Annotated in this window: 17 protein-coding genes; 3 read left to right on the top strand and 14 right to left on the bottom strand. The window is 65.7% G+C overall.

The window, feature by feature from the left end:
- Positions 1–191: 191 nt before the first annotated feature.
- From ACYCVF_RS08825 to mobB, 10 genes are all read right to left on the bottom strand, one after another.
- Positions 192–1277, bottom strand: coding sequence for a HupE/UreJ family protein (locus tag ACYCVF_RS08825; protein ID WP_459602925.1), 1086 nt, complete (start codon positions 1275–1277; stop codon positions 192–194).
- Positions 1278–1295: 18 nt separating this feature from the next.
- Positions 1296–1769, bottom strand: coding sequence for a Cys-tRNA(Pro) deacylase (gene ybaK, locus ACYCVF_RS08820; RefSeq protein WP_459602927.1), 474 nt, complete (start codon positions 1767–1769; stop codon positions 1296–1298).
- Between the two features lie 208 nt (positions 1770–1977).
- On the bottom strand, positions 1978–4746 hold the full coding sequence (gene fdhF / locus ACYCVF_RS08815) for a formate dehydrogenase subunit alpha (protein WP_459602929.1): 2769 nt from the start codon (positions 4744–4746) through the stop codon (positions 1978–1980).
- Positions 4743–6449 carry an NADH-ubiquinone oxidoreductase-F iron-sulfur binding region domain-containing protein gene (locus ACYCVF_RS08810; RefSeq protein ID WP_459602931.1) on the bottom strand — a complete coding sequence of 569 codons (1707 nt, stop codon included), beginning with the start codon at positions 6447–6449 and terminating at the stop codon, positions 4743–4745. Before ACYCVF_RS08810 ends, fdhF begins: the two co-directional genes overlap by 4 nt.
- Before the next feature lie 320 nt (positions 6450–6769).
- Positions 6770–8422, bottom strand: a complete 1653-nt coding sequence (locus ACYCVF_RS08805) for an OFA family MFS transporter (RefSeq protein WP_459602933.1) — start codon at positions 8420–8422, stop codon at positions 6770–6772.
- A 342-nt stretch (positions 8423–8764) separates the two neighbouring features.
- The gene (locus ACYCVF_RS08800) at positions 8765–10789 is read right to left on the bottom strand and encodes a sensor histidine kinase (protein ID WP_459602935.1); all 2025 of its coding nucleotides are present in this window, start codon (positions 10787–10789) and stop codon (positions 8765–8767) included.
- On the bottom strand, positions 10782–12206 hold the full coding sequence (locus ACYCVF_RS08795) for a sigma-54-dependent transcriptional regulator (RefSeq protein WP_082770440.1): 1425 nt from the start codon (positions 12204–12206) through the stop codon (positions 10782–10784). Before ACYCVF_RS08795 ends, ACYCVF_RS08800 begins: the two co-directional genes overlap by 8 nt.
- A gap of 127 nt (positions 12207–12333) precedes the next feature.
- Positions 12334–12567 carry a sulfurtransferase TusA family protein gene (locus ACYCVF_RS08790; RefSeq protein ID WP_061024365.1) on the bottom strand — a complete coding sequence of 78 codons (234 nt, stop codon included), beginning with the start codon at positions 12565–12567 and terminating at the stop codon, positions 12334–12336.
- 45 nt (positions 12568–12612) lie between these two features.
- Complete coding sequence (locus ACYCVF_RS08785) at positions 12613–13869, bottom strand: molybdopterin molybdotransferase MoeA (protein ID WP_459602938.1); 1257 nt, start codon at positions 13867–13869, stop codon at positions 12613–12615.
- Positions 13870–13878: 9 nt separating this feature from the next.
- Complete coding sequence (gene mobB / locus ACYCVF_RS08780; RefSeq protein WP_459602940.1) at positions 13879–14406, bottom strand: molybdopterin-guanine dinucleotide biosynthesis protein B; 528 nt, start codon at positions 14404–14406, stop codon at positions 13879–13881.
- Between the two features lie 183 nt (positions 14407–14589).
- On the opposite strand from mobB, the gene ACYCVF_RS08775 reads away from it, so the two are divergent.
- Positions 14590–15480, top strand: a complete 891-nt coding sequence (locus ACYCVF_RS08775; RefSeq protein WP_459602942.1) for a formate dehydrogenase accessory sulfurtransferase FdhD — start codon at positions 14590–14592, stop codon at positions 15478–15480.
- Positions 15470–16117, top strand: coding sequence for a molybdenum cofactor guanylyltransferase MobA (mobA, locus tag ACYCVF_RS08770; RefSeq protein WP_459602944.1), 648 nt, complete (start codon positions 15470–15472; stop codon positions 16115–16117). Before ACYCVF_RS08775 ends, mobA begins: the two co-directional genes overlap by 11 nt.
- A gap of 5 nt (positions 16118–16122) precedes the next feature.
- Here mobA and ACYCVF_RS08765 read toward each other — a convergent pair whose 3' ends face one another.
- From ACYCVF_RS08765 to ACYCVF_RS08750, 4 genes are all read right to left on the bottom strand, one after another.
- The gene (locus ACYCVF_RS08765; protein WP_459606535.1) at positions 16123–16422 is read right to left on the bottom strand and encodes a hypothetical protein; all 300 of its coding nucleotides are present in this window, start codon (positions 16420–16422) and stop codon (positions 16123–16125) included.
- An 86-nt stretch (positions 16423–16508) separates the two neighbouring features.
- The gene (locus ACYCVF_RS08760) at positions 16509–18458 is read right to left on the bottom strand and encodes a molybdopterin biosynthesis protein (RefSeq protein ID WP_459602948.1); all 1950 of its coding nucleotides are present in this window, start codon (positions 18456–18458) and stop codon (positions 16509–16511) included.
- Positions 18459–18471: 13 nt separating this feature from the next.
- Complete coding sequence (locus ACYCVF_RS08755) at positions 18472–19578, bottom strand: molybdopterin-binding protein (protein WP_459602950.1); 1107 nt, start codon at positions 19576–19578, stop codon at positions 18472–18474.
- 54 nt (positions 19579–19632) lie between these two features.
- Entirely contained in the window at positions 19633–20457 is an 825-nt protein-coding gene (locus ACYCVF_RS08750; protein WP_459603393.1) for an ABC transporter substrate-binding protein, read from the bottom strand.
- 286 nt (positions 20458–20743) lie between these two features.
- On the opposite strand from ACYCVF_RS08750, the gene ACYCVF_RS08745 reads away from it, so the two are divergent.
- A complete protein-coding gene (locus tag ACYCVF_RS08745) occupies positions 20744–21637 on the top strand; it encodes a substrate-binding domain-containing protein (protein ID WP_459602952.1) in 894 nt (297 codons plus the stop codon).
- The last annotated feature ends 62 nt before the right edge of the window (positions 21638–21699 follow it).

The raw sequence follows: 21699 nt of genomic DNA, 5'->3' as shown, positions 1-21699 counted from the left end.
GTGCGCGGCAGCAGTTTCAGCGGGCACCAATGCAACTCAGCCTCATCCTGAGGAGACCGCGAACCGGTCGTCTCGAAGGACGAGGCGCGCGCTCGGGCCCCGCCAAGAACTCATATGCGATACCCCTGCCTGCCGCGGGGGAGGCCACCTGTTCAGGGGTGAAGTTTGTCTCGCGCCGCTGCAGCCAGAAATCAGGCTTCGAGGACGCGCGCGAGCAGCCAATAGCCGCCGAGCAGGCCGATCACCGTTGACACTGCATAGACCAGCCCCGCCGCCCTCACCGGTTCCGACCGATCCTCAGCACTCAGCCGATCGGCTACTCGGAGGATCGGCAATGCGACTGCGACGATCGCGACCTGTCCGATCTCCACGCCGATGTTGAAGGCGGCCAGCGCCGGCACCGTTGCGTTCGTTGGCAGCCCGATCTCGCGGAGCACGCCCGCGAAGCCGAAACCGTGGATCAGTCCGAATAGAAAGGCCATGCGCCAGCGCCTGTCGACATCGCGCGAGAAGAAGTTCTCCACGGCGACGAAGACGATCGAGGCCGCGATCGCAGGCTCCACGATGCGGCTCGGGATGACGAGGACATCAAGCGCGGCCAGCGACAAGGTGATCGAATGGGCGATGGTGAAGGCCGTCACGATCTTGACGACCGGAATGAGCCGTCTCGCCCACAGCATCACGGCAATCAGGAATGCGATGTGATCGTAGCCGAGGAAGATGTGCTCCATGCCGGTGAGAAGATAGCGTTGCATCGTCGACCACAGCGGCGGGGGCGCGGTCGAGAGCGTGACCGTCGTGTTGCCGGCGTCGAGCAAGGCCTGCGCCTCGGATCGGCCCTGCGCGATCAGCACGACCTGTCGCGCGGCCGGGTCTTTCTCGGTCAGCACGGTCGAGCGATAGATGAGATCACCGGGGGCATCGACGCAGGCAAAGCTGTTGCGGTAGATGATGCCGTCGCCGTCCGGCAGGATCGCTGCATCTCCGGCCGGACAGGCCCTGGCGCCGCCCGTTACAGCCAGGTGTGTGCGCATATAGACGAGGATGGCGGATCTGGCTGCTTCGACCGCGGCGGGATCGACAGCGTCCCGTCTCGCGTCATAGGTCTTCGTGCCGACCAGGCGATCGACATCGCTGCCCTTCAGTCCAAGCTCGACGCTCACCGTGCGATCCGGAGTCAGCGCGACACGCGCCGTGACGAGGTTGACCTGATGCGCCTCGGCCGGAAGGCAGATGCCGATGAGAAACGCGAGCCACAAGTGTCGTGGCGACCTCATGATCCACCCCCATCGCTGTCACGCGAGCACATCCGCCACGACCGCCTTCAGCACATCCCTGACGTCGCCGGGCTTCAGCCGCACCTGCAATCCGCGCTGACCGCCATTGAGATAGACCAGCTCGTACGCGAGCGCGCTCTGCTCGATCACGGTACGTACCGGCTTGCGCTGCCCGAACGGGCTGATGCCGCCGACCTTGTAGCCGGTGACGCGCTCGGCCTCGGTCGGCTTCATCATCTGCGCCGACTTGCCGCTCGTCGCCGCGGCGAGCTTCTTCATCGAGACTTCCTGGTCTGACGGCACGATCACGCAGACCGGCTTGCCGTCCACCAACGCCATCAGCGTCTTCAGGACCCGCGCCGGGTCTTCGCCGAGCGCGGCAGCCGCCTGGAGGCCGATGCTCTCGGCGTCGGGATCATAGTCGTAGGTGTGAACGGTGAAGGCGACACCGGCGGCTGTGAGCGTGCGCGTAGCGGGCGTGACTTTGGACATGAGCCACGTTTATCACCGTCATCGCGAGGAGCGAAGCGATGTGGCGCAAGCCGGCGCCACACAATGGCGGTCGTCGCCCGGCTCGACCGGGCGATCCCGTACTCCGAGGCAGTCGCGATTGAATCGAGGGCCGCGGCGTACTGGATGCCCCGCTTTCGCGGAGCATGACAGCAGTTTGCGCGGCACGTCGTGCCCGATGAGAGGCCTTCTACTCCGCCGCGTCCCTCATCTCCGCGCGCTCGGCCCTTGCTGCGCAGAACTTGAACTCGGGGATCTTGCCGAACGGATCGAGCGCCGGGTTGGTCAAAAGGTTCGCCGCCGCTTCCGCGTAGCAGAACGGCATGAACACCATGTTCTCCGGCACGTCGCGGTCGGATCGGACCTTGACCTCGACGGCACCACGCCGCGTCTCCAGCCGAATGAAATCGCCGGGCGCGAGCTGCTTCCTGCGCATGTCCTTCGGCGACATGAACGCGACAGCCTCGGGCTCGATCTGGTCGAGCACCTGGGCGCGCCGCGTCATCGAGCCGGTGTGCCAATGCTCCAGCACGCGCCCGGTCGACAGCACCATCGGATATTCGTCGTCGGGAATCTCGTCCGGCGGGATGACATGGGCCGGCACGATCTTGCCGCGCCCGCTCGCGGTCGGGAAGCCCGTGGTGAAGATGATCTCGTTGCCCGGCTTGTTCGGATCGTCCGCCGGATAGGTGACCGCGCCTTCGCGCACCAGCCGTTCCCAGCTGATGTTCTTGAGCGACGGCATCAGCTCTGCCATCTCGGTATAGACATCGCCGGGACCGGCATAATTCCACGGCAGGCCCATGCGCTTGCCGATCTCCTGGATGATCCAGAGATCCTGCCGCGCATCGCCGGGCGGCTTGATCACCTGGCGGGCGAGCTGCACGCGGCGGTCGGTGTTGGTGAAGGAGCCGTCCTTCTCCGCGAAGGCCGAGGCCGGCAGGATGACGTCGGCGTGGAACGCGGTCTCGGTGACGAACAGATCCTGCACCACGAGATGGTCGAGCATGGCGAGCGCCTGGCGGGCATGCTGGAGATCGGGATCGGACATCGCGGGATTCTCGCCCTCGATATACATGCCCGTGATCTCGCCGGCGTGGATCGCGTTCATGATCTCGACCACGGTCAGGCCGCGGACGGGGTCGAGATCCTGCTGCCAGAGCTTCTCGAAGGCGCCGCGCAGGTCGTCGCGGCCGACCGGCTGATAGTCCGGCAGGAACATCGGGATCAGGCCGGCGTCGGAGGCGCCTTGCACGTTGTTCTGGCCGCGCAGCGGATGCAGACCGGTGCCGGGACGACCGACCTGGCCGGTGATCAGCGCGAGCGCGATCAGGCAGCGCGCGTTGTCCGTGCCGTGGACGTGCTGGCTGATGCCCATGCCCCAGAAGATGATCGACGACTTCGCGCGGGCATAGGTCCGCGCCACCTCGCGGAGAGTTTGTGCCGGGATGCCGCAGATCGGCTCCATCTTCTCCGGCGTGAACTCCTTGATCTTCTCCTTGAGGTCCTCGAAGCCCTCGGTATAGCCGGCGATGTACTGGTCGTCGGTGAGCCCTTCGGTGATGATCGTGTTGATCATCGCGTTGAGCATGGCGACGTCGGAGCCGGGCTTGAACTGCAGATGCTTGGTCGCATGGCGCGACAGCGTCTGCCGGCGCGGGTCCATCACGAACAGCTTGGCGCCGTTCTGCTTGACCGCGTTCTTGATGAAGGTCGCGGCGACCGGATGGTTCACGGTCGGGTTCGCGCCGATCACGATGATGACCTCGGCATCCATCGCCGCAGAGAACGGCGCCGACACCGCGCCCGAGCTCAGGCCTTCGAACAGGGCCGCGACCGACGAGGCGTGGCACAGACGGGTGCAATGGTCGACATTGTTGGAGCCGAAGCCGGTGCGCACCAGCTTCTGGAACAGATAGGCCTCTTCGTTCGAGCCCTTCGCCGAACCGAAGCCGGCCAGCGCCTTCACGCCCTTCTCGTCACGGATCTTGACGAGGCCCTTGGCCGCGATGTCGAGCGCTTCTTCCCAGCTCGCTTCGCGGAAATGCGTGAAGGGATTGGCCGGATCGACCTGGTCGTTGGAATCCTTCTTCGCGTTCGGCAGCCGCACCAGCGGCTTGGTCAGGCGATGCGGATGGTGGATGTAATCGAAGCCGAAGCGGCCCTTGACACAGAGCCGGTTGTGATTGGCGGGACCATCGCGGCCCTCGGCATAGATCACCTTCTCGTCCTTGACCTCATACGTCACCTGGCAGCCAACGCCGCAGAACGGGCAGAGCGAGTCTACCTTCCTGTCGGCATAGGTGACACGGGTCTGCTTGTCGTCGAGCATCACGGCCGGCATCAACGCGCCGGTCGGGCAAGCCTGAACGCATTCGCCGCAGGCGACACAGGTGGACTCGCCCATGGGATCGTCGAAGTCGAACACGATCTTGGCGCCGTGATTGCGGTAGGCCATGCCGATGACGTCGTTGACCTGGACCTCGCGACAGGCGCGCACGCAGAGACCACACTGGATGCAGGCATCGAGATTGACGCGCATCGCCGGATGACTGGCGTCGGTCGCCCAGCGTTCCGCGGCGGGGAAGCGGCTCTCGGTGACGCCCGTCGTCTCGGCCCAGTGCCAGAACTTCGACTCCGGATCGTGCGAGGTCTCGCGCGCCGGCTGGTCGGCGACGAGCAGCTCCATCACCATCTTCTGCGCCGACACCGCGCGCGCGGACTCGGTCTTCACCTTCATGCCGACCGACGGCGTGCGCTTGCAGGACGCCGCCAGCACGCGCTCGCCCTCGATCTCGACCATGCAGGCGCGGCAATTGCCGTCGGGGCGATAATCCGGTGCCGGCGAATAGCACAGATGCGGAATCTCTCGTCCCTGGCGCTTTGCGACCTGCCAGATCGTTTCGCCGGGATTGGCCTCGACCTGCCTGCCGTCAAGCTCGAACGTAATCTTCGTCATTCGGCCGCTTCCTTGAACTCGTCAGGGAAATATTTGATCACGGAGGACAGCGGATTCGATGCCGCCTGTCCGAGCCCGCAGATCGAGGCATCGCGCATCGCCTGGCTCAATTCTTCCAGCAAGGCACGGTTCCAGACCGGCTTCTGCATCAGCAGCGCCGCCTTCTGGGTTCCGACGCGGCACGGCGTGCACTGACCGCAGCTCTCGTCCTCGAAGAACTTCATCAAGTTCAGCGCCGCAGCGCGCACGCTGTCCTTCTGCGACAGGATCACGATTGCGGCCGATCCGATGAAGCAGCCGTATTTCTCCAGCGTGCCGAAATCGAGCGGAATGTCGTTCATCGATGCGGGCAGGATGCCGCCGGAGGCGCCGCCCGGAAGATAGGCGTAGAACTGATGGCCGTCGGCCATGCCGCCGCAATATTCCTCGATCAGCTCGCGCACTGTGATCCCAGCGGGCGCGAGCTTCATGCCGGGATTCTTGACGCGTCCCGAGACCGAGAAGCTGCGCAAACCATGGCGCTCATGGCGGCCATTGCCCTTCCACCAGTCAGCGCCCTTCTCGACGATGTCGCGCACCCACCACAGCGTCTCGATGTTGTTGATCAGCGTCGGCAGGCCGAACAGCCCGACCTGGAAAGGATAAGGCGGCTTGTGCCGGGGCAGGCCGCGCTTGCCCTCGATGCTCTCCAGCAGCGAGGATTCCTCGCCGCAGATGTAGGCGCCGGCGCCGCGGCGCATGTGCAGCGTCGGGCCGCCCGGCGGCAGCTTTGCGATCTCGCGCTCCAGGATTTCGCGCGAGGCAGGATATTCGTCGCGCAGGTAGATGTAGACGTCGGAGGCCTGCACCACATGCGCGCCGATCAGCATGCCTTCGATGAAACGGTGCGGATCGGTTTCCAGATAGTAGCGGTCCTTGAACGTGCCGGGCTCGCCCTCGTCGCCGTTGATCGCCATCAGCCGCGGGCCGGGCTCTCCCAGCACCGCGCGCCATTTGCGCCCCGTCGGAAAGCCGGCGCCGCCGAGCCCGCGCAGCGAGGCGTCGTCGAGCGCCTTCAGCAGATCGTCCTTCGACAATTCGCCCGAACGCACGCGGCCCAGCAGCTTGTAGCCGCCGCCGGCGACATAGGCGTCGTAGTCGACATATTCGGGCAGATGCGCGTGAGTGTCGCCCGCCTTGGCCGCCGCCATCACATTGGTGACGGTGGCGTGATCGACGAAGTTGTGACCGACTTCTGCAGCAGGCGCGGAATCGCAGCGCCCGACACAGGGCGCGCGCACGACGCGAATGCCGGGACCCGACGCGCTCTGCAGATCGGCGAGCAGCTTCTCGCCGCCGAGCATGGCGCAAGTGAGTGAATCGCAGACGCGGATCGTCAGCGGCGCGATGTCAGGCTCACCTTCCTTCACCACGTCGAAATGCGCGTAGAAGGTCGCGGTCTCGAACACCTCGGCGAAGGCAAGCTTCATCTCGTCGGCCAGCGCAGCGAGATGCGCGGCCGAGACCTGATGGTACTTGTCCTGGATCAGGTGCAGATATTCGATGAGCAGGTCGCGCCGCCGTGGGCGGTCGCCGAGCAGCAACTCAATTTCATGCGCAGCGGCCGGATCGACCTGGCGTCCCTTCGGCGTCGCCTTGGCGCGCCGGCGTCCCTCCCCGGGATGCTCGAAGGAGCGGACCTTGTGCACGTCGTCATGGCTCATCGATTCGTCCCGATCTCGACTTTTAGAACGGCTCCACTTTTAGCTTCTGGCATGCCAGATGCCAAGTGATTTCTCATGCACTCGGAAGCAGTTACGCGCAGCTCAGGGGTATCGCTGACGGGCGCGACTTTGCGTTCATCAGCGCGCCAATTCTCAGAGCGAAGCCTTTATTGATCTCCAGATCAATAAAGGCTTCCTATGCTGCGATAGCGAAAGCCTATCGATGTCCAGTCCGCAGCATGCAGCGTGAGGTCCATGCCCCCGGCTCGTCAGAGCAGCGGGAGCGCGCATGGCGCGCTCCCGGCGGTGATCAATGCGCGTCAGAAAATCTTGACCGCGCTCTCCAGCGTCTTCCAGACACCCCAGGCGAGCGGAATGCCGACGAAGGCCCAGAACAGCGCCGCCTTGGCGTCGAGCCCGCCGAAGCCGATGCCGTAGGAGCCGTGCGGTCCCGAGGCGGCTGCGCTGGCGCTCGCGGCCTGGAGCTTGGCGACGTCGCCATCGCTCATGTGCCACTTCGAATCGACGGGCTTGATCAGGTAGTTGCAGATCAGGCCCGCGACCAGCATGGCACAGAGGATGTACATGGTGGTGTTGTAGAGCTGGTCGCGGGGAACACCGGCCGCGAGCTGGAACTCGCGAATGTAGTTCACCACGACCGGGCCGATGATGCCGGCGGTCGACCATGCCGTCAGCAACCGGCCATGGATGGCACCGACGAACTGGGTGCCGAACATGTCCGCGAGATAGGCCGGCACGGTGGCGAAGCCGCCGCCATACATCGACAGGATGATGCCGAAGCCGAGCACGAAGAGCAGCTTCGAGCCCATCGCCGCGAAGGTCGGGGCCAGCGCGTAGAGCGCTATCCCGAGGATGAAGAACGTGTAGTAGGTGTTCTTGCGTCCGATCTTGTCCGACAGCGAGGCCCAGAAGAACCGGCCCCCGATGTTGAACAGCGACAGCAGGCCGGCGAAGCCCGCGGCGATCGCCGCGATCTGCGCCTTCTGTCCGGCATCGAGCTGGTTGAAGCCGACGTCGGGCAGGCCGATCAACTTGCCGGCGAAGATTTCCTGAAGCATCGGCGAGGCCATGCCGATCACGCCGATACCGGCGGAGACGTTGAGGCACAGCACCCACCAGATCAGCCAGAACTGCGGTGTCTTGTGCGCGTCATTCAGGTGGACGTTGCTCTTGGAGATCATCGCGTTGGCCTTGACCGGCGCCGTCCAGCCCTCCGGCTGCCAGCCGGTCGGCGGAATGCGATAGCGGAACGCGCCGATCATCATGAACGCGAAGTAGATGACGCCCATCGCAACGAACGTCTCCCAGACGCCGACCGAAGTCGGGCTCTTGAAGTAGTTCATCAGGAGATTCGCCAGCGGCGCGCCGATCATGGCACCGCCGCCAAAGCCCATGATGGCCATGCCGGTTGCCATGCCGCGGCGATCCGGGAACCATTTCACCAGCGTCGACACCGGCGAGATGTAGCCGAGGCCAAGCCCGACGCCGCCGATCACGCCCGAGCCCAGCCACATCAGCCAGAGCTGGTGGGTGTAGATGCCGATCGCGCCGAGAAACAGGCCGCCGCACCAGCACAGAGCGGCGACGAAGCCGGCCTTGCGCGGACCGACCCGCTCGAGCCAGCCGCCCCAGATCGCGGCGGAGACGCCGAGCAGCACGAAGAACAGCGTGTACATCCATCCGAGGCTGGCGACCCTCCAGTCGCAGCTCGTGGTGAACAGCTCCTGCCACAGCGACATGTCCGGACATGCCTTCGGCGCCGTGATGCCGATCGCGCGCGACAGCGGAAGCCAGAACACCGAGAAGCCGTAGGCCATACCGATGCAAAGATGGATGCACAGCGCCGCGGGCGGCACCAGCCAGCGATTGAAACCGGCCGCCGCGATCGTGCGTTCACGATCGAGGAAACCGGAAGCACCAACCGGTGCAAAAATGGTATCGGCAGTCGTCATAAGCATTTCCTCCAAAGCGCGGCCTTGCCGGCACGTCGGTTTAAGACCAGTCGTGTGCGCGCTTGGCAGCCGCGCATGACAGGTCGGACTCCATGTCGAAGCGGAATCGTCTGGTGCGCATCGCGTCATGCGCACAGAGCAAGCAGCTGATCGCGGGCGAGTCACTTCGCCTCCCAAGCAGCGTTGCAATGACGGCTATCGCGCCCTCATCCCCCTCAACACCCTGTCCTGAGATGAGCAACGCGCGTGCCAAGAGTCGCATCGTGACGATTCAACGACTTCCCGCAGCGCAATGTGCTGCGCAGGACAGAATGTCCTGAGCCCCCCGGACAAAATGTCCAATCAGGACGCTTCCGGCAGCCACACCGTGAATGTACTTCCGGATCCGACACGGCTTTCGGCCGTGATCTGTCCGCCCTGGCGCTCGATCAGCGTCTGGCTGATGGAGAGGCCCAGACCGGTGCCTTGCCGCCGCTTCGTGGTGTAGAAGGGATCGAATATCTTTTCGATCACCTCGGCGCTCATGCCGATGCCGGTGTCGGCGACCTCGATGGCGACGCCTCGATGCCCGTCGCGTTCGGCATCGAAGGAGCGGAGCGTCAGGGTTCCGCCGTCCGGCATGGCGTGTATCGCGTTGACGATGAGATTGACCAGAACCTGCTGCAGCTCGTTGCGGTTCATCAGCACGAGCCGGTTGGCGCGGTCGTCCCTGACCACGGCGATCTCGGTCTTGTTCAGAAGATGCTGCACCAGCGGCAGGCAGTCGGAGATGACGCTGGTCGGCGCATGGCGCTCGACATAGCCGGCATATTCCTCGGGCCTCGCAAACTGCAACAGCTTGGTCACGATCTGACTGATGCGGTGAATCTGCTCGTCGAGCAGGCGAAACTCGACCTTGGCCTTGTCGGCATCGGCCCCGAACACGCTGCGGATGACGTCGAGATTGCCCTGTATCACGGCGATCGGATTGTTGATCTCGTGGGCAACGCCCGCGGTGATCTCGCCGATCGCAGCCAGCTTCTCGGACATGATGAGCTGCTTGGTGGTTGCCTCGAGCTTGAGATTTGCGTGCTCGAGGTCCCGGGTGCGCTCCCGCACGCGGACGTTCAGTTCCTCATTCCACTCCCGGAGCTGTCGGTCGCGCTCCTGGATCTGGTCGAGCAGGCTGTCGAGATGAACCGCGACGCGGCCGATCTCGTCACCCAGCACCGGCATCCTGGTGCGGGCGGAGAGGTTCCCGCGCTCCACCTCGGTGATCGTCGCCGTGACGCGCTCCAGCGGCATGAAGATGGAGGTCGCCCAGCGCAGGAAGATCGGCACGGTCGCGGCGGTGATCGCGATGAACGCTGCGACGATGATCACCAAGGTCTGGTATTTGGCTTCGCTGAACGGCTTCTCCAGGAAGCCGACATAGAGCATGCCGATCCGCTTGCCGTAACTGTCGACCAGCGGCTCGTAGGCGGAGATGTACCAGTCATTGACCACGAAGGCGCTGTCGAGCCAGGTCCGCCCCTCGCCCAGCACGGCCGAGCGCACCGCCGCCGACACGCGCGTGCCGAGCGCGCGCCGTCCCTCGAACAGACGGACGTTGGTCGATATCCGCACATCGTCGAGGAACAGCGTCGCGGTGCCCTGGCTGCCCTCCGGCAGGCTCGCCGCGCGATAGACGAGATCGTTGATCGTGTCGATGAATTCGAGATTCTGGTTGAGCAGCGTACCGCCGACGAGCGCAGCGGCGCCACCGTCGGGCAGCACCGCCCGACTCGCCGCATGCACGACCATGCCGCGCGTCTCCGTGCTGCGGTCGGTCGGCACCGCGTTCGGGGTCGGCACGAGGTCCAATCGCGCGCGCTCGGCCAGAGCCGGCGAAATTGCGGCGAGCTCGTCATTGTCAAAGATGTCGATGCCCGTCGCAGGGACCTGGCCCGACAGCGCCGACACGATGATCGGCCAGTCGATTCTCGGTCGACGCTGCAACGGCGGCGATGAGGCCAGGACGTCGCCGCGACTGTTGGTCAGATACAGGAAATCGAGACCGATCTCCTTGCGGCTCTCCTCGAGCAGATCCCGCAGGGTGCCGCGCGCATCCGGCGCCAGGACCTCGTGGAAGCGAGCCGAGAGGCTGAGCGCCCGGATCTGGACGCCGGTCTTGTCCAGAATGCGGGCAAGATATTGGTGGGCGATGGTGAGATCGCCGTTCACCTTGGAGATCAGGGTCGCGTCGAATTTCGCGTTCCAGCGATAGATCGCAACGCCGAGCAGGAGCGGCAGGATGACCAGCATCGGCAGCAACGCGATCGCAAGTAGCCGAAAGCGGACGGAGCGTCCCCGCACGGGCTCGTCGCTGCGGCCGGCAGCATCAGACATCCCACAACGCACATTTGCGGTCGATGGTCTTGCGCGAGATACCGAGGCGCCGAGCCGCCTCCTCGCGGTTGCCATTGACCTCCTTCAGCACGCCGAGAATGTGACGGCGCTCCAGCTCCGCGAGACTGTCGGCAGGCGCCGACTGACCGTCGTTGCGGGGACCGGCGAAATCGTCGGGGAAGGCACCGAGGATCAGCGTGCGCTCGATCAAGTTGCGGAGCTCGCGCACATTGCCCGGCCAGTCATAGCTTGCGAGCGCCGCCCGCACCGAGGCGTCGATCGGCACCGGCGGCATGCCGAGCTGAACCGACAGCTTGCTCATGAAGATCGTAGCAAGCTCCTGCACGTCATCGCCGCGATCCTTCAGGAGCGGCAGGCGGATCTGCATCACGTTGAGCCGGTAGAACAGATCGGCTCGGAAACGGCCCCTCTCGACCTCCTTCTGAAGCTCGGCGTTGGTCGCGAAGATGAAGCGCAGGTCGACCGGAACTTCACGCTCGGAGCCAACCGGACGAACGCGGCGGTCTTCGAGCACGCGGAGCAGCTTGCTCTGCATCGGCAGCGGCAGTTCCCCGATCTCGTCGAGGAACAGCGTGCCGCCATGCGCGTACAGGAACAGGCCCTCGCGCCCCGAATCTGCGCCGGTGAAGGCGCCCTTGATGTGTCCGAACAGCTCGGCCTCGATCATGTCGGGCGGGATCGCCGCGCAATTCACGGGCACGAAGGGCTTGTCGGCGCGGTCGGAGAGCGAGTGGATCGAGCGCGCTGCCACTTCCTTGCCGGTGCCGGATTCACCGGTGAGGAGGATCGAGGTCGGCAGGCGCGCGACACGCGCGATGGTCTCACGTACGCGCAGCGTGGCTGCCGATTGCCCGATCAGATTGTCGCGCAGAAAGGTGCGGTCGGACGAGGCACGCAACGCGTAGCGCAGGACATAATTCTCGCGCTGGAGGCGGACGCGGTCGAGGCATCGCGCCACCGCGTTGAGGATCTGGTTGGAGCGGAACGGCTTGAGCACGAAATCGGCCGCACCGGCGCGCAAGGCCTGGATCGCGGTGTCGAGGTCGGCATAGGCGGTGATCAGGATGGCATCGGCGAAAAAGCCGACGGCGCGCTGCTCGGCGAGCCAATCGACGCCATTCTTGCCCGGCATGATGTTATCGAGAATGACGACGTCGTAGCGGTTGGAATCGAGCTTGCGCGAGGCCTGGTCGGTGTCGGCCGCCTCGTCCACCAGCTTGCAGCGCGGCGCAAGCGTGCGCACCAGGAAATTGCGCATGCCCGGCTCGTCATCGACGATCAGGATGGAAGCCTGCGCCAGCGCGCTGAACTCCGGCCCTGCAGCCGCCTTGCCGAGCTTGACGGCAGGCTCGCGGCCCACTGCGGGACTTGCGGCCCTCGATGTTGAGAAAGTCATGCCCGATGTCTTAGGTTTGAGATCATCCACCGCAATAATCGACGCCTTTCGCATTGCGGCGAAGCACCGGCCGTTTCCCCCGCAGGCGCAGCATAGTCAAACGTCGCCGCCGTGAACATTCGCCTTTCTACGGGGCGCCGCTCTTTTCGACCAGGAACACGATGCGCGCCTCGTTGCGCTCGGTGATCTCGACCTTGTCGCCGGTCTCGCGGATCAGGTTCGGAATGTCAATCACCGACAGGGGATCGGTGCAGTGAACCTCGAGCTGATCGCCCGGCTGCAAAGGCTTGAGCGCCTTGCGCGTCTTCAAGGCGGGCAGCGGGCATTTCAGCCCGGTGAGATCGAGCATCGTTCTGGTCATGGCCGCAACATGGCGGGACCGATCGATCTCGTCAACGCAAAGGGCCTAGAGCAGATCTGCGTAGGAGAGGAAGCCGACGTCCTGCCCCGGCTCGACATTCGTGATCTCCTCGCCGAGCTCGACGAGGCCGTCCGTCTCGACCAGCGAGGACAGCAGCCCGGCCCCTTCGCGCGGGAACTTGATCGCCTCGAGTCCGCCGTCCTGTGCGCGCCGCAGCGAGGCGCGCACATATTCGCGCCGGCCGGCCTTCTTCTTGTAAGTAAACGCCGCGCGCAGCGGGATGGGCGTCAGCGGCTCCGGCAGGGCACCCGCGAGCGCCAAGACGGTCGGTCGCACCACATGGACGAACGTCACGAAGCTCGCGACGGGATTGCCGGGTAATCCGATCAGCGGCGTGCCATCGATGATGCCCATCGCCACGGGACGGCCGGGCTTGATCGCCATCCGCCACAGCACCAGCGAGCCGATGCTCTCGACCGCGGCCTTGACGTGATCCTCCTCTCCGGTCGAGACACCGCCGGTGGTGAGGATCAAATCGTGGTCACCTGCAACCTGCTTCAGGCCGCTCGCAAGCGACGTCCGCTCGTCGCGCAGAACGCCGAGGTCGCTGACCTCGCAGCCGAGCCGGCGCAGCATCGCCATCAGCATGAAGCGGTTGGAATCGAACAGCTGCGAGGCGGCGCGAGGTTCGCCAGGCGAGGCCAGCTCGTTGCCGGTCGAGAACACGGCGACCCGGATGCGCCTGATGACGTCGAGCCTTGTCAGGCCGAACGCGGCGGCAAGGGCGACATGCTGCGGCCGCAGGCGCTGGCCGGCGCGGAGCGCAACATGGCCATGCGGAATGTCCTCGCCTGCGGGACGAACATTGGCGCCGGGCTTCAGGCCTGGCGGCAACACGATCCTGCCGGAATTATCGGTGCGGACGTCCTCCTGCATGAAGACGGTCCCGGCGCCCGGCGGCATCGGTGCGCCGGTGAAGATGCGCGCGGTGTGACCGGGCTTGATTGGCGCTTGCGCACGGCCGCCGGCCTGGATCCGGCCGTCGAGCGGGAATGCCTGTTCGGCGCTTGCCGGAAGGTCGGCGTTGCGCACGGCGTAACCGTCGACGGCGGAGTTGGTGAACGGCGGCAGCGGCAAGGGTGAGGCCACGTCGCGCGCCAGCACGCGGCCGTCCGCATCGACCAGCGCCACGGTTTCGAGATCGGCGATCGCATTGACGCGCGTCGTGATGAGACCAACGGCTTCGTCGACCGACATCATCGGGCCGCCAAAGGCAAAGCAATCGTCCGATAGTTGCGCCATGGTGCCTCGTCAGCGTATCGCGGCGCTCTTTGCCACCGCTTCCTCGACCGACATCGCCGCACGCAGCATCAACGCTGCAGCAGCCGCGATATCGTCGAGATGGACAGTCGGCAGCCTCGTGTCAATCGCGACGTCGCTCGCGATCCCGGCAATCCCGGGATCATCGGGAAACAGCAGTGGTTTGCCGTTGCCGGCGCGATGCACCTCGATCTTGCGATGCGGCTCACGCTTGAACCCCTCGACCACGACGAGATCGACCGCGGAGAGCTTGCCGAGCAGCTCCGGCAGCCGCGGCTCCGCCGCGCCGCGGAGTTCGTGCATCAAGGCCCAGCGGTTCGACGACGCAACCAGGACCTCCGCCGCTCCGGCCTCGCGATGCCGCCAGGAATCCTTGCCGGGCACGTCGACGTCGAACTGGTGATGCGCATGCTTGATGACGGAGACACGCAGGCCTTGCGCGTTGAAATGCGGGATCAGCCGCGTCAACAACGTGGTCTTTCCCGCACCGCTCCAGCCTGCAAGGCCGATGACTTTCATAAACGTTCGACTCCGCCAACGGCCTGCTGGCCGATGGAACCTCCGGCCTCCCCCGTCTTTGCGAGCGCAGCGTGGCAGTCCGGATTGCTTCGCTGCGCTCGCAAAGAGGACGAGGCGGCATTTCGTTATCTGCCCGCCATGCATATATCGGCTTGACCCGAATGTCATGCTAGCCTCGCCGCCATGATGAAGATCGACAAAGCCCCGGTGCCCCTGATCATCCCGAACCCCGACGACCCGCGCCTTACCCAGAGCGTGACCGGGACCGACCAGACAGGCGCCAGGGTCGAGATCAAGGTGCCGATGGAGCGGCCGCTGACGCTCTACCTGAATGCCCAGGAGATCGTCACCATGATGACGATCGGCGACTATCCGGAATATCTGGCGCTCGGCTACCTCTTGAACCAGAACATGCTGAAATATGACGACGCGGTCACCGAGGTCGAATACGACGACGACCTCCAGGTGGTCGTCGTGCGCACGGAACACCACACCAATTTCGAGGCCAAGTTGAAGAAGCGCACGCAAACCTCGGGCTGCGCGCAAGGCACCGCCTTCGGCGATCTGCTAGAGGCCGTCGAGCGCGTCGCCTTACCGATGGCCGAGCTGCGCACCTCCTGGCTCTACCAGATGACGCAGACCATCAACACGATGCCCTCGCTCTATCTCGAAGCCGGCGCGATCCATGGCTGCGTGCTGTGCAAGGAAGGCGCCCCGCTCTGCTACACCGAAGACGTCGGTCGCCACAACGCCGTCGACAAGATCGCGGGCTGGATGTACCGCCACGGCGTCGAGCCTGGCGACAAGATCCTCTATACCACCGGGCGTCTCACCTCGGAGATGGTGATCAAGACCGTCCGCATGGGCATTCCGATTCTGGTGTCGCGCTCCGGCTTCACCGCCTGGGGCGTCGATCTTGCAAGGCAGGTCGGGCTGACGCTGGTGGGACGCACCCGTGGAAAGCGCTTCATTGCGCTCGCAGGCGAGGAACGCATCGTCTACGACCAGAACCTCGCTTACGTCGAGGAGGAATCGGCCAGGCACAAGCGCAAGGGTGAAGGCGGTGACGACTAGGATTCCGGCAACGCGTGTTCCGTCGACCCTCGGCGTGCTGCTCGCCGGCGGACTCGCGCGGCGCATGGGCGGCGGCGACAAGCCGATGCGCACCATCGGCGGGCGCACGATCCTGGAGCGCGTGATCGCGCGCCTTTCGCCCCAGTGCGGCGGCCTGATCCTCAACGCCAACGGCGATCCCGCCCGCTTTGCTGCGTTCGGCCTGCAAGTCGTCGCCGACGACGTGCCCGGCTTTCCCGGCCCCCTCGCCGGCATCCTCGCCGCGCTCGACTGGACCGCGGCGAACCGGCCGGAGACCGAATGGGTGCTCAGCGCCGCCGGCGATTGCCCGTTCCTGCCCCGAGACCTCGTCGCCCGCCTGCATGAGGCGCGGGAGCGCAACAACGCACAGCTTGCGGTCGCCGCATCAGGCGACCAGTCGCATCCGGTGATCGGGCTGTGGCGCGTCGCCTTGCGCGACGACTTGCGCCACGCCCTGGTCGTCGAAGATCTCCGCAAGATCGACCGCTGGACCGCGCGTTATCCGCTCGCAACCGTGACATGGCCCATCGAGCCGCTCGATCCGTTCTTCAATGCCAACACGGTCGAGGACGTCGCCGAGGCCGAGCGGCTCGCGGCGTTGGATGATGCGCCCTAGCGGCTTTACGATTTCGGAAACTCGTTGAGAAGCTGCGCCCAGATGATCGCAAAGGCGATCAGGCCGCAAAGACCAAAGACGGCAGTGAATCGGGGCAAACGGCCGAGCGCGACGAGTAGCCAGGCCGGCAGGAAGAACACCCCGAAGATCATGCCCAGCGGAAACACCGCGAGCCATTGAAAGCCGGTGCGGTCCCCCTGCGGGACATTCGCGATGTGATAGAAGGTGTAGAGCCAGAACAGCGTTCCGGCCGTCGCGATGAGTGTAGCAAGCTTGCGGACATTGAAGGGCATCGACGCGGTCATGACTTGGCTCATATTCCTTGGTCGTAGCGCCCGCCATCCAAGTTCATGACGTCTTGAACCCCGACCGGAGACCGGCAGCGACCACTCTACGCGGGCCGGAAACCGGCTCGCTCGAGCGCCGCGCGCACTTCATTCGAGCCGAGTGCATCGAAAAAGGCCTGCACCGCCGGCCGCGCTTTGCGCGCGGTCACCAGCGCGAAATCATAATGCTCCTCTGCGAGCGGAATGAAGCCGAGGTCAGCCGCATGGGCGACCGGCGCAATGGTCATTCCCCAGTCGGCGCGATGCTGGGCGACGGCCGCCGCGACCGCATTGTGCGAGCGGGGCTGGTTCCAGTAGCCGTCAGGCCGCACACCGCCGAGCAGGCGATCGATCAGGATACGCGTGCCGGCGCCCTGGTTGCGGTTGACCATGATGCAGGCGGGATCGGCGAGCGCGGCAGCCGCCGCTTCCTTCGCATTCAGGCCTTCGAAACGCCGGTCGCCCTTGCGGAACACGATGCCCTGCATCCGCCGCCAACCCGGCACGAGTTCAAGCCCCTCGACGAGATAGGGCGTGTTGTAAGTCTCGCTTCTATCGTCGAACAGGTGGATCGGCGCGAGATCGCATTCGCCGCGCTTGGCCGCCGCAAGCCCGCCGAGGCTCCCGACCGCAATTGAGCGCACGCTCAGGCCGGCATGCGCGAGCCGTGCGGTGACGAGATCGAGCCCGGTGCAATGGCTGCCGACGACGACGAGATCGGGCACGCGCACATGCGGCGTGAACAGCGTCACTTCGGCTTCGGTCCCGGCCGGCATCTGGTCCGCAAGCGCATCGATGCGCAGAAAGCCGTCAGCCTGCGCAAATGACGTGATCGCGCCAGACCCCTTGCCGGCGGGATAGGCGATGAGGCCATCCCTGCCCTGGACCAGCGAAACCATGATGAATTCGGTGCGACCGAGCTCGGAGGCGATGCGCACCGGCACGGTTGCGTCGACCTTCGCGTCGGAGCGCGGCGGCAGGCCGGCCATCCTGCGCAGCACCGGCACGATCATGTCGTGGAAGGTGAACATCGCCGAGGTCGGAAAGCCCGGCAGGATCACCACCGGCTTGCCATCGCACACCGCAAGACACAGCGGCTTGCCGGGCTTGAGCGCAACGCCATGCGCGATGATGCCGGGCTGACCGAGCCGGCCGATGATGCGGTGGGAGAGATCGCCCGCGCCTTTCGACGTGCCGCCGGACAGCACCAGCATGTCGAAGTCCGCGAGCGCCCCGCGCATGGCCGCTTCGAGCCTGGCTTCATCGTCGGGAATGGCGCCGAGGAAGACGGCCTCACCGCCATTCTCGTCGACCGCGGCCGCGATGATGGCGCCGTTGGTATCGTAGATCTCGGCAGGCCCGAGCGGCTGGCCGGGCTGAACCAGTTCGTCACCGGTGGAGATCACGGCTACCCGAGGCTTGCGCGCGACACTCACCTCGGCAACACCGCAAGCCGCCAGCATGCCGATCTCGCGCGAGCCGATCAGGGTGCCGGCGCGCAGCAGTACCTCGCCGCGCGCGATGTCGGATCCGGCGTACGAGACGAACTGCCCCGGCGAGACGGCGCGACGGACCTCGATCGCGTCCAGGCCTACCGGCTGGGTGTGCTCGACCATGACCACGGCATCGGCGCCGCGCGGCAGCGGACCGCCGGTGGCGACCGGCGTCGCGGTTCCCGCCGCCACCTGCAACGTCGGCGCGGTGCCGCAATGAATGATCTCGCCATTCAGCGCGAGGCGCACGGGCGCGCCCTCGCCGGCCGGCGCAATATCCGCGGAACGCACGGCAAAACCGTCGACGTTGGAGCGGTCGAACGGCGGAACGTCGATCGACGCGACGATATCTTCGGCGAGTGCCGCACCGAGCGCAGCGGCGAGCTTGCGCGCTTCGCCCCCAAGCCCGCGCGGGAACAACGCCGCCTCGAAGCGCGCCAGCGCCTCCTCGCGCGAGAGGACCTCGAGGAACTGCTCCTGTTCGAGCGCGCTGCGGTCGGGTGATTTCGTCATCATCGTCATGCCAGGACCCATGTCATTCCCGCATCAAATGGGCATCGACCGGCGTCCCCGCCGCAAATCCCTCGTGACTGGCGGGAATGAGCAGCCATGCTTCGGCACGGCCGATGGCCTGAAGCGGCCATTCGCCCACGGCAAGCGGCGTCCAGGCGCGATGTTCCTCGGCCAGCAAGGCGATCTCGGCGATGCCGACACTGGATGCGACTTTCCGTGCGAGCGGCAATGTCACCTGCCGGCGCGGCCGACGCGCGGACAGGCGGTCGACGAGCGGCCGCACGAGCGCGAGCCAGGCCGCAAGCGCATGATCGGGTGAGCCGGGCAAAGCTACGACGCGAACGTGTCCGAACCGACCGACCGCGGCGGTGCGGCCGGGCTGGAGCGCAACGCCATGCGCCAGCACCTCGCCGCGCCGATCCAGCGCTGCGACGGCTGCATCCCGCCGTCCGACGCCGCTGCCGCCGACCGTCAGCAAGAGATCGCAGCAGGACGCATCGAGCGCATCGCCAATCGATGCTTCTTCGCGCGCGCCCGCCTCATGCGTCTCCACATCCAGTCCCGCTGCGCGCGCGAGCTCGGCGATCATCTGCGCCGATGCCGATGCGCCCGGCACATTGACGATGCGCAATCGGGGCCGCCGCACGCCGAGCTTCTGCACGCCCGCAACGCGCGCGATCATCAGGTCCGCCGCACCGACGGGATGGCCCGCAGCCCCCGCGGTCATGCGCGCGGCGAGGTCGGTTCCGGCGCGCCTGACGCCCTGCCCAGGCACGCCCTCTGCCAACACCTGGGCGAGCGGGCCCGTTAGCTCGACTGCGCCGGCATCGAGAACGCAGTCGCATCCCGCCGGCATCGCATCACCGGCATCGACCCATGCGGGCAACATCGCCAACGGCAGCGGTGCGTAAGCGGACGCACCGACGAGATCATTGGCGGACAGCGCCCAGCCGTCTGCCGACGCAATGTCGCGCGAAGGATAGGCGGAAGGCAGCGGAGTGCCCGCCGCGATGCAGCCGATCGCTTCCGCCGCCAGCACCTCCACCGGCGCGACGGGACCAACGCCTCGCAGCAAGGCGGCGAGCGCGGTGTCGAGCGGTGTGAGCGAGGGCGGCAGGCGCTGGGTCATTCGCCAAGATGGACCATGCATCGTCCGCTTTGGCAACCGCTGGCGATGCCGGCCTCAACCGCCCGACCTGTCCGAATTGGGGAAGAACAGCTGCTGCCCGTCGACCTTGTAACCGGCGATCGCCGTCTGGCCCTCCGGCGACGTCAGCCAGTCGATGAAGGTCTGCGCGAGATCCTTCTTCACGTTCGGAAACTTCGCAGGGTTCACCAGCATGACGCCGTACTGATTGAGCAGCCGCCTGTCGCCTTCGACGACGATGTCGAGATCGCCACGATCCTTGAAGGCGATCCAGCTCCCGCGGTCCGACAGCACATAGGCGTTTGCCGCGCGCGCGGTCTCGAGCGCCGCGTCCATGCCCTGCTTGGCCTCGCGATACCAGGGGCCCTTGGCGCTCGCGATATCGATGCCCGCGACGATCCAGAGCGCGAGTTCCGCGGCGTGGGTACCCGACCGATCGCCACGCGTTACGAACGGCGCGCCCTTGGCTTCGATCGCCTTGAGTGCCGTCGCGATGTCCTTGCCCTTCACGCCCACAGGATCGCTCTTCGGCCCGATCAGCACATAATCGTTGTACATCACGTCGTAGCGCTTCACGCCAAAACCCTCGGCCACGAATTTCTCCTCCTGAGGCCGCGCGTGCATCAGCACGACGTCGACCTCGCCCCGTCGCGGCCCGTCGAGCACTTCGTCGGCGCGCCGCGCGATCACAGTGACCTCGATGCCGGTCTTGTCGCGGAAGATCGGCAGCAAATGATCGAGCAGGCCGGATTCCTGCGTCGCCGTCGTCGTGGCGAGGACGATGCCGCGGTCCTCCGCGGACGATGCCGCAACGCCCGCGGCAAGGCCGCAGAGAAGCGCAAAAACGGACAGGCGGCCCATGATCGGGGTTCCCTTGGTTATGACGCCCATCATCATGATCATCGATTGCGCCGCACTCATGACGCGGCTTCGCGCCTCTCCGCCGGGAAGTTTCGGCAACGTCGCCGAGGTGCCGTCGCGCGAGCGACCGATCCAGATCGTTCACCAAAGCAGAAATCGCGTGTGCGGATGTGTTGCAAAGCAGCGAGATGATCAGGCATTGTTCCCGCGGACAACGAATGTGAAGTGCAGAATTCCACCTGCGTCGGACGTCAAAAAGAAGCAAGAATTTGCATAGGAATGCAGGATGGAATTCCTGACCACCAGCGAAGCCGCCGACTATCTTCGGCTCGGCGAACGCAAGCTCTACGAACTCGTCACCACCGGCGCGATCCCCTGCAGCAAAGTGACCGGGAAATGGCTATTCCCCCGGCACGAACTCGACCTCTGGGTGCTGTCAGGCCTCGCGCGTCCGGCCGGCATGTTGATCGCCGAGCCGCCGCCGGTCGTCGGCGGCAGCCAGGACGAGCTGCTGGATTGGAGCCTGCGCGAATCCGGTTCTGGCCTGGGATCGATGAGCGAGGGCAGCGCGCGCGGGCTCGAGCGCTTGCAGCGCAACGAGGTGATGGCTGCGGCAGTGCACTTCCACGCTCTCGACGCCTCCGACAATCTCGCCAGCGATGCCAGCATCGAAGTCTTGCGGGCTGCGCCGGACCTGCACGATACGGTGCTGATCGCATTCGTGCGCCGCGAAGAGGGTCTCGTGCTGCCGCTCGGCAATCCCAAGCGGCTGCACGGCCTGACCGACGTGCTCGCGCTCGGCGCCCGGATGGCGATGCGGCAACAGGGAACGGGCGCGCAGATGCTGCTCGACGTGCTCCTGAAGCGCGCGGGCGCCTCGACGCGGGATCTGCGCCGCATCGAAACGCCGGCGCTGACAGGCCCCGATCTTGCCGAACTGGTCCGCGCCGGCCAGGCCGATTGCGGCATCGCCACGCGCGCCGCAGCGCGCTCGGCCGGTCTCGATTTCGTGCCGCTGGTCTGGGAGAACCTCGACCTCGCGATGCGGCAGCGCAGCTATTTCCGCCCCGCCATCCAGTCCCTGCTCCGCTTTCTCAACGAAAGGCGGCTGCGCCAGCGCGCCGAGGAACTGACCGGCTACGATCCCTCGCCCGCGGGACAGATCCGCTTCGTGGCCTGACGTTGACGCCTGCCCCCGAATAGTTGCAAAAGAAACCAATTCAGCCGGGCATACCCGGGCAA

This window comes from Bradyrhizobium cedriense (assembly GCF_054602315.1).
Note: the sequence above shows the minus strand (reverse complement) of the source record. Positions and strands in the feature narration are given on the sequence as shown.